The sequence below is a fragment of the Psychrobacter sp. T6-1 genome (assembly GCF_052258445.1).
This window is the reverse complement of the sequence record NZ_JBQQFC010000107.1, coordinates 1-7,763: the sequence shown is the minus strand read 5'-3', so window position 1 is coordinate 7,763 and position 7,763 is coordinate 1. Positions and strand designations below refer to the sequence as shown.

At 47.7% G+C, this 7,763-nt stretch carries 6 protein-coding genes; all 6 read left to right on the top strand.

Features of this window, described 5'->3' with window-relative positions; all coding sequences use genetic code 11:
- Positions 1–822, top strand: an 822-nt coding sequence (locus ACTXGO_RS07470) for an AMP-binding enzyme (protein ID WP_443573910.1), incomplete at its 5' end; no start/stop codon positions are given.
- Positions 823–1,047: 225 nt separating this feature from the next.
- On the top strand, positions 1,048–3,096 hold the full coding sequence (locus tag ACTXGO_RS07465; RefSeq protein WP_443573908.1) for a propionate--CoA ligase: 2,049 nt from the start codon (positions 1,048–1,050) through the stop codon (positions 3,094–3,096).
- Between the two features lie 264 nt (positions 3,097–3,360).
- Positions 3,361–4,845, top strand: a complete 1,485-nt coding sequence (locus ACTXGO_RS07460) for a CoA-acylating methylmalonate-semialdehyde dehydrogenase (RefSeq protein ID WP_317199334.1) — start codon at positions 3,361–3,363, stop codon at positions 4,843–4,845.
- 217 nt (positions 4,846–5,062) lie between these two features.
- Positions 5,063–6,223 (top strand): acyl-CoA dehydrogenase family protein, encoded by a 1,161-nt coding sequence (locus ACTXGO_RS07455; protein WP_443573906.1) that lies wholly within the window; start codon positions 5,063–5,065, stop codon positions 6,221–6,223.
- A gap of 51 nt (positions 6,224–6,274) precedes the next feature.
- A complete protein-coding gene (locus ACTXGO_RS07450; protein WP_443573905.1) occupies positions 6,275–7,057 on the top strand; it encodes an enoyl-CoA hydratase in 783 nt (260 codons plus the stop codon).
- Positions 7,058–7,085: 28 nt separating this feature from the next.
- Positions 7,086–7,763, top strand: a 678-nt coding sequence (locus ACTXGO_RS07445) for an enoyl-CoA hydratase/isomerase family protein (RefSeq protein WP_443573903.1), incomplete at its 3' end; no start/stop codon positions are given.

The window sequence follows — 7,763 nt, the reverse complement described above, 5'->3', positions numbered from 1 at the left end:
CACTGCGTGCCGACTATTTTGCAAATGGTACTGGGCGAGGCGCAAGAGCGTAACGCTAGCTTTAATGGTCTCAAGATGATCATCGGTGGCTCAAAGCTCACTGAAGGTCTAGCAAAATCTGCTCTAGCACAAGATATCGAAGTCTACACAGGCTACGGGATGTCGGAGACCGCGCCGCTAATTAGTTTGACCGAATTTAGCCTGGACGAGCCTGAGATGAATGAGGATGAAGACGTCGCGCGCCGCTGCATGGCAGGTAAGCCTGTGCTCATGGTGGATGCTCAGGTATGGAGCGAGAGCAACCAATCGGTTGGTACAGGCAAAGACAAGACTGGCGAGCTGGTACTACGCGCGCCTTGGCTGACGCAAAGCTACTTTAAAAATGATGACGCAGGTACGGAGCTGTGGGAAAACGGTTATATGCACACTCAAGATATCGCCTATATGCGAGATGATGGCTATATCACTATAACCGATCGTCTAAAAGACGTCATCAAATCTGGTGGCGAGTGGATATCATCGCTTGAGATTGAGACAATTTTATCCTTGCACCCTGCAGTCGCTGATGTGTCGGTCATTGGCGTACGAGATAAGCAGTGGGGCGAGCGTCCGATGGCACTAATCGTCCTCAAACCTGATGCCAAAGACACCAGTAGTGACGATATCAAAGCAGTGGCCGAGCAAGCGGTGGAACGCGGTATCATTCCAAAATATGGTATCCCTAGCGAGTTTAAGTTTGTAGATGATTTACCTAAAACCTCAGTGGGTAAACATGATAAAAAACTCATGCGTGAGCAATACGCTGATCAGACAGGTATCTGATGATTTTAACCTTATTGTAGTCTTTATATTTGAGAGTTGACCTTTGTAGATGGCTCTGCTACATTTTAAACCGATACATAACGTATCGGTTTTTCTATTTTTATGATTAAAATAATGATCAATTTAATAAATAACATAGATCGTTAAAGTATTACTCTATAGTTCTCATAAAACAAAGTTATAGTTAAGACAGTATATTTCTTTCTCTAAGCTAAGGATAGCATTATGAATGAGCAAGACACTCCTACAACCTCTCAGCAAGCCTCTAGCGCTCAAGTCTCTAGCGCTATAGATACTAAGCTAACTTTTGCTGACGTCTACAAAAACTCTATCGATAATCCCAGTCATTTTTGGGCTGAGCAAGCAAAGCGCATTTACTGGCATAAAGAGCCTGAGCAGATCTTAGATGATAGCAATTTGCCTTTTACCCAATGGTTCGTCGGCGGCGAGACCAATCTATGCTACAACTGTGTCGATCGTCACCTAGAAGACCGCGCTGAGCAAGACGCTTTTATTTGGCTCTCGTCAGAAATTAACCAAGAGCTGATGGAGACTTACCCAAATGTGGAGCAAGCCTTTAGCGACTTGGGTAACAATGTCGAATTCTATACCGATTACACCAAACGCCGCTTGACCTACAATGATCTATATAAAGAGGTCAATTATTTTGCGGATGTGTTGCAGCGTCATGGTATCGGCAAAGGCGATCGGGTTATCATTTATATGCCGATGATATTGGAGGCCGCTTATGCCATGCTAGCTTGTACTCGTATCGGCGCGATACATTCGGTAGTGTTTGGCGGTTTTGCTGCGCATAACTTAGCGATACGTATGGATGATGCTGAGGCAAAAATGCTCATCACCGTTGACGCCGGTCTGCGTGGTGGTAAAGTTATCAATTATAAAAACTTAGTGAATCAAGGCGTCGAGCAAGCGATTCACAAGCCTAATCATGTCTTGGTCGTGAGTCGCGGCATACTGCCGTTTGAAGCGCAGTCCATAGACGTCGATTACGCCACCGAGCGCCGCATCAGCTGTCAGGCTAATGCTATCGTCGATCCTGTATGGCTTGAGTCCAATGAGCCGTCGTACTTACTCTATACCTCTGGCACTACAGGGACACCCAAAGGGGTACAGCGCGACACAGGCGGTCATGCGGTCGCGCTTACCACCTCTATCGATTATATCTATGATGGCAAAGCGGGCGAGACCTTTTGGACCATATCGGATATCGGCTGGGCTGCAGGGCACTCGTATACTATATATGCGCCATTGCTTGCTGGCATGAGTAGCGTGATGTACGAGGGTCTACCGCATCGTCCCAATCCTGGTATCTGGTGGCGTATCGTTGAAGCCAATAAAGTCAATATTCTATTTACTGCGCCCACAGGCGTACGTATGCTCAAAAAACAAGATGAGACGTGGATGACGCGCTACGATGTCTCAAGCATTAAGTCCTTCTTTTTAGCAGGTGAGCCGCTTGATGACTCTACTGCCGATTGGTTAAGCAAGCATTTAGGGGTTCCGATTTTAGATCATTACTGGCAAACCGAGTCAGGTTGGCCTATCCTCTGTCATACGCCAAAATTCGATCACAAGCCGCACAAAAAAGGCTCGCCGGGTTATCCCATGTATGGCTACAATGCGCATATTATCAACGAAGAAACAGGTGAGCCTTGCGCTGCAGGAGAGAAGGGTTTACTCGCGATTAGTGCGCCGCTACCGCCCGGCTGCTTGACGACGGTTTGGCAAAATGACAAGCGTTTTGTCAGTAGCTACTTTAATCTGTTTAATGGAAAGGAGTACTCCACCTCAGATTACGCGGTAGCAGACGAGGATGGGTACTTTTATATCCTAGGTCGCACCGATGATGTCATCAACGTCGCAGGTCACCGTATCGGCACTCAAGAGATTGAAGAGGCGATCAGCACTCATCCTGAGATGATTGAGTGCGCTGTGGTTGGCATCCATGATGAGCTAAAGGGCGAGCTGCCTATTGCCTTTTGCGTCATAAAAGACCATAGCTTAACCGAATCGACCGAAAGCCGTTTTCGGTTAGAGCAGCAAGTCATCGGTGCTGTTGTCAAATCACTTGGCGGTATCGCAAGACCTGCCGCCGTATACTTCCCGCAAGCATTACCTAAGACGCGCTCAGGCAAGATATTGCGCCGTGCTATACGAGCGCTTGCAGAGAATAAACCGACAGGAGATATGTCGACACTTGACAACCCGCCTGCAATCGACGCAGTTAAGCAGTCTATGAAAGATTATTGATTGCGCTATCTATTGTCACAGCATCAGTAATGGCTTAGCTAAAAGCTCATGTTTACTCATGAGCTTTTTTTAACAAGGTTTTAATTGAGAAGACGCCCTAGGTCATAAATCTTTGACAAAGCGCTTGACCCTAAAATTGATTTGTTGTTATAGTCAATAACGATACGTAATAAATCATTTTAATTACAGATATAAAAATACCTGTTTCAGTTTCTATAACCGCACCTCTTAATACTATCTACATTGACAAGATAAGGATATCTTATGCATCACGTTCAGCAGCTCATCAATGGTGAATTCACCCAATCAAATACTAGCGAATGGATTGATATTACCGATCCTGCTACCCAAGAGGTCATCGCCAAAGTCCCACAAACCACCGATGACGAGATTAACGAAGCGGTCGCAGCCGCCCAAGAAGCGTTTCAGACTTGGCGCAAAACGCCTATCATGACCCGTGCTCGTATCTTTTTAAAGTATCAAGAATTGATCCGTCAGCATATGGAAGAGTTGGCTGAGATACTCACCGCTGAGCAAGGCAAGACTATTGCGGACGCACGCGGCGATGTGTTTCGCGGCCTAGAAGTCGTCGAGCACGCGGCAGGTATCGCCAATCTACAGATCGGCGACTTTGTCGAAAATGTCGCCTCAGGGGTGGATACTTATAGCATCTGGCAGCCGCTTGGCGTTTGCGCGGGTATCACGCCCTTTAACTTCCCAGCGATGATTCCGCTATGGATGTTTCCAATGGCGATTGCGACAGGCAATACCTTTATTCTAAAGCCTTCTGAGCAAGATCCTATGGTCACTATGCGTTTAGTAGAGCTGGCGCTTGAGGCGGGCGTACCCAAAGGCGTCCTAAATGTCGTCCACGGCGGTAAAGCAACGGTTGATGCCATATGCGATCATCCCGATATCAAAGCGGTATCTTTTGTTGGGTCAACCAAGGTCGGCAAACATGTCTACGAGCGCGCAAGTCAGTCAGGTAAACGCGCGCAGTGCATGATGGGCGCCAAAAACCATGGCGTTATCTTGCCAGATGCCAATAAAGAGCAAACCCTGAACCAGTTGGCAGGGGCGGCCTTTGGTGCGGCAGGTCAGCGCTGTATGGCGCTCTCTGTGGTGGTGCTCGTTGGTGCAGCCGGCGAGTGGATTGATGATATCAAAGCCAAAGCTGAAGGTTTAGTCGTATCTGCAGGCAAGAACGACAAAGATTTAGGGCCGCTGATCTCTCCTCAAGCAAAAGCCCGCGTTGAGCACTTGATAGGCACAGGCGTTGAAGAGGGTGCAAGCTTGTTACTGGACGGTCGCGGCATTAGCGTAGAAGGCTTTGAGCAAGGCAACTTTGTAGGTCCAACCATCTTTGATCACGTCACCACTGATATGCAGATCTATCAGCAAGAGATATTTGGCCCAGTACTTTGTATCATGCGCGCAGATAGTTTGGATGATGCCATTGAGCTATTAAATGCCAATCCACACGGTAATGGCACGGCAATTTTTACCCAATCAGGTGCGGCAGCGCACAAATTCCAGCAAGACGTTATGGTCGGTCAAATCGGTATTAACTTGCCAATTCCTGTGCCGCTACCGATGTTCTCATTCTCAGGCTCGCGTGGTAGTAAGCTTGGTGATTTGGGCCCTTATGGTAAGCAAGCAGTACAGTTTTACACGCAAACCAAGACCGTCACCGCGCGCTGGTTCGATGATGAAGCCAGCCGTAGTGTCAATACGACTATTTCTATGTAGTATTAACTCTATGTAATATGAACTCTATGTAGTATTAATATTGACACTACAGCTCAGGCTTAGCTTGATATACTATCTGTCTGTTTATACTCTTTATAAAGAAGCGACGCGGTGTATCAAGCACAGCTATCGATACAGATAGATAGTGATGCTTTAACACAACAAAGGCTTTAACGTTAAGCCCCCATATTTGTAGTGCATGCACAAGGATGACCTCATGGATTTTACGCTCACCGAAGATCAAATCGCCTTTCGCCAAACGGCTAAACAATTTGCACAAAAAGCGCTCAAACCGCACGCTGCTGAATGGGATCGCACCTCGCATTTTCCTGTAGATATCATCAAAAAAACAGGCGAGCTTGGGTTTTTAGGTCTGTATACCAATCCAGATCATGATGGCCTAGGACTGACGCGCTTAGACTCTGCAATGGTATTTGAAGAGCTATCTTGGGGCGATACCTCAGTCGCCGCCTACATGAGTATTCATAATATGGCAGCATGGATGATCGGCGAGTACGGTAGTCATGAGTTATGCCAGCAGTTTTTGCCTAAGATGGTTAGCGGCGAGTGGCTAGGCAGTTATTGCTTAACTGAACCTAATGCTGGCTCTGATGCCGCCTCCTTGCGCACCAAAGCGGACAAACAAGGCGACTATTATGTGTTAAATGGCGAAAAAACTTTTATCTCTGGCGCAGGCTCGACTGATATTTTAGTCGTCATGGCACGTACTGGCGGCGCAGGGCCCAAAGGCGTCTCCGCGTTTGTCGTTGACGCCCATAGCGACGGCATTGAGTATGGCAAAAACGAGCACAAAATGGGCTGGAAAGCACAGCCGACGCGCGCTATTAGTTTTAAAGACGTTAAAGTGCCTGCGTCAAACCTGATAGGCGAGGAGGGTCAAGGCTTTAGTATTGCTATGAAAGGTCTTGACGGTGGGCGTATTAATATCGGTATTTGTGCGGTAGGAACCGCGCAGTCAGCGCTTGAGACCGCTACCAACTACGTGCAAGAGCGCAGTCAATTTGGTAAGCCAATAGCAAACTTACAGTCGGTGCAGTTTAAACTTGCTGATATGCTCACTCAAACCATAACCGCGCGGCAAATGCTGTATTTAGCAGCGAGCAAAGTCGATAATAAGGATCCGCAAGCCTCAGTCTATTGTGCGATGGCAAAACGCTTATCTACTGATCTGTGTTTTGATGTGGCCAATGAAGCTTTGCAACTTCACGGCGGCTATGGTTATCTCAATGAGTATCCGCTAGAGCGTCACGTACGAGATCTGCGCGTGCATCAAATATTAGAAGGCACAAATGAGATTATGCGGGTGATTATCTCGCGTCAACTGCTCCAAGACGATGCACTCGATAAGTTACGCTAAGCGATCTAATCTAACAGCAATTGTCAAAAATAATAAGACAAGGAGGTTGTGATGACCGAGTATACCAATCTAAAACTATCAATCGATGGCGCTACCGCGACTATAACGCTGCACAATCCGCCCGCGCATACGTGGACGATGGAGAGCTTGCCTGCGCTCAAACAGCTGATTGCTGATCTCAATGCCAATGATGAGGTTTATGCCATTATTTTACATGGCGACGGTGAAAAGTTCTTTTCAGCGGGCGCGGATCTCAATAACTTCTCAGACGGTGACAAAGGTCGGGCGATCAGTATGGCTATCGCTTTTGGTGAGGCTTTTGAAGCGTTATCAAACTATCGCGGCGTCAGTATCGCTGTGATCAACGGCTATGCAATGGGCGGCGGGCTTGAGTGCGCGCTGGCCTGTGACATTCGTATCGCTGAGGAGCATGCGCAAATGGCCTTGCCAGAGACGGGCGTGGGTTTATTGCCTTGTGCTGGCGGTACACAAAATCTGCCGATGCTGGTGGGCGAAGGCTGGGCCAAACGCATGATACTGTGTGGGGAGCGCGTTGATGCAGCAACGGCTCTGCGCATTGGCTTGGTTGAAGAGGTAACGGCTAAAGGTGAGGGCTTGCAAGTGGCGCAGGAATTGGCTAAAAAAGTCGCCAAGCAATCCCCCGTCGCCGTCAGTTATTCCAAAGCACTGATTCAAGCAGCTAGAGACAACCCACCTGCACAAAACCTGATCAAAGAGCGCGAAGCCTTTGTTAAATTATTTGACATCCAAGATCAGCGCGAGGGCGTACAGGCATTCTTAGAGAAGCGTAAACCCAATTGGCAGAACAAATAATCGCTACTTGAATTGATAGGTCACTTCTATGACAGTTATAAAATATCCCAATAATAAAACAGCTAAAGCTCAATATGGCCATGACGCAGATGCACCAGTATCCGCTGACGCGCCAGTCCTATTTGAGACCAAGCCAACAGACTGCGGTCATCTATTAGGTATCATGACGCTTAATGCGCCAAAGTCGCTTAATGCGCTTAGCGTTGAGATGTGCCAGCTACTTTCAAAGCAGCTTGAAGATTGGCAAGCCGACTCACAAATCGTCGCTATCGTATTAAGAGGCGCAGGTGATAAGGCATTTTGTGCAGGCGGCGATATCCGCAGGCTCTATGACAGCATGTCGGCTGATGCACCGATGCCGAACCCTTATGCAACAGAATTCTTCGGTAATGAGTACCGTCTGTATCGACAGATGCATTTTTATCCCAAGCCGCTCATTCTTTGGGGTGATGGCATTATTATGGGCGGTGGTATGGGATTGATGGCGGCATGTAGTCATCGTATCGTTACTGAGCGTACGCGCTTTGCTATGCCTGAGATTACCATTGGCTTGTTCCCTGATGCCTCTGGTAGCTGGTTTTTGCGGCGTATGCCTGCCAAGTCTGGTTTATTTTTAGGACTCACAGGAGCGCTGTGTAACGGTAGTGACGCGATGTTTACCAGCCTCGCTGAATATGCGGTAGCAGGAGATGATTACGATAAGGTA